Annotated in this window: 3 protein-coding genes; all 3 read left to right on the top strand. The window is 72.6% G+C overall.

What is annotated here, in order from left to right:
- Positions 1 to 835 (top strand): polysaccharide deacetylase family protein (locus tag AC2W7M_RS24880; RefSeq protein WP_486135732.1); only part of this gene is annotated, 835 nt, incomplete at its 5' end.
- Between the two features lie 151 nt (positions 836 to 986).
- The gene (locus AC2W7M_RS24875) at positions 987 to 1208 is read left to right on the top strand and encodes a hypothetical protein (RefSeq protein ID WP_486135730.1); all 222 of its coding nucleotides are present in this window, start codon (positions 987 to 989) and stop codon (positions 1206 to 1208) included.
- The coding region (locus AC2W7M_RS24870; protein ID WP_486135728.1) for an amidase family protein at positions 1205 to 1729 on the top strand (525 nt) is incomplete at its 3' end. The genes AC2W7M_RS24875 and AC2W7M_RS24870, both read left to right, overlap by 4 nt.

The raw sequence follows: 1729 nt of genomic DNA, 5'->3' as shown, positions 1-1729 counted from the left end.
CGTCCAGCCGCGCAAGGCGCCGTCGCGCTGCCCGACCGGGTGCTCGCCGCCGCCCAGCCCGTCGCGGCGGTTCCTGGCCGGCGCCATCCGGCGCGTGGACCTGCCGCCCGGCGTGAAGCTCGTCGCCCTCACCTTCGATCTGTGCGAGGCCGGCGGCGAGGTCTCCGGCTATGACGGCGCCATCTTCGACTATCTGCGCCAGGAAGACGTGCCGACGACCTTGTTCGCGGGCGGCAAGTGGATGATGACGCACAAGGAGCGGGCGATGCAGCTGATCGCCGATCCGCTGTTCGAGATGGGCAACCACACCTGGTCGCACGCCAACCTCGCGGTGCGCACCGGCGCCGAGATGCAGCGCCAGGTGGACGACGCGGACATCGCCTATGCGGTGCGCCGGGCGGACGCCACCGCACTGGGCTGCGCGATGGCCGGCCCGGAGCGCACGCGCATGTTCCGCTTCCCCTACGGCTCGTGCAGCCTCGAGGCGCTCGCTTACGTCAACCGCACCGGCCACCTCGCCATTCAGTGGGACGTGGATTCGGGCGATCCCGCCTTCATCGGCGCCAAGGCGATGGCGGACCAGATGCTGGCCGCCATCCGCCCCGGCTCCATCGTGCTCATGCACGCGAACGGGCGCGGCAAGCACACGGCGGCGGCCCTGCGCCTGCTGATCCCGGCGCTGAAGGCGCGCGGCTACGGCTTCGCCACCGTCTCCGAGCTGATCGCCAAGGGACGGCCGGTGGTCGTGCCCACCTGCTATTCCATGCGGCCCGGCGACACCAAGGTCTATGACGATGCCGTGCGCCAGGGCCGGCGCGTCCTGCCGGTGCAGTGAGGCCGCGGGGCGGGCGGGATGATCCCTTTGACGGCAAGCTGAATCTCCGCTCTTTTGCATCCGAACCTCCGAGCGCCGGCGCCGTCGCGGCCCGGCCTCGGATCCGGATCGAGCCCGGCGCGCCGCGCCCAACCCATTGGCTTCCCGCCCCATGACCATGCTGAAGGCCCGCGAGATCGCCCTTGCTCTGCGCGAGGGCCGCACCACGCCCCACGACGTGCTGGAGACCTGCCTTGCCGCCATCGCCGAGAGGGACGGAGACGTGCGCGCCTTCTGCGCGCTGGACCCGGCGGCGGCGCGGGCCAAGGCGCTTTCGAAGGCGCGGGCCGGCGACTTCGCCGGCACGGCGCTCGCCGGCCTGCCGTTGCGGTGAAGGACTCATCGACACGGCGCGATCTGCCCACCGCCTATGGCAGCCCGCTCTTCGCCGGCCACCGGCCGCGCGCGGACGCCCCGGTGGTGGGGCAGGCGCTCAGCGCCGGAGGGCTGCTGCTGGGCAAGACCGTGACCACGGAATTCGCCTTCCTGAAGCCGTCCCAGACGCGCAACCCGCGCCGGCTGACCCATTCGCCCGGCGGCTCCTCCTCGGGCTCGGCGGCGGCGGTGGCGGCGGGCATGGTGCCGTTCGCGCTCGGCACCCAGACCGGCGGCTCCGTGGTGCGGCCGGCCTCCTATTGCGGCGTCACCGGCTATAAGCCGACCTATCGGCTGCTGCCGGCGCTGGGCATGAAGACCTTCTCCTGGCACCTCGACACCATGGGACTGTTCGCCGCGAGCGTGGACGACGTGGCGTTCGGCGGCCGGTGCGCTCACCGGACGCGACCTCTGCCCTTGACGGCTTCGGCACGCCGCCGCGCCTCGGCGTTCTGGCCACGGCGCGCGACGCATCGGCGA

Source organism: Xanthobacter sp. BG11Y11_SDJG, assembly GCF_057364445.1.
Note: the sequence above shows the minus strand (reverse complement) of the source record. Positions and strands in the feature narration are given on the sequence as shown.

Coding starts and splice junctions, on each gene's coding strand:
- AC2W7M_RS24875 (WP_486135730.1), top strand. CDS start 987: ATGACCATGCTGAAGGCCCGCGAGATCGCCCTTGCTCTGCGCGAGGGC.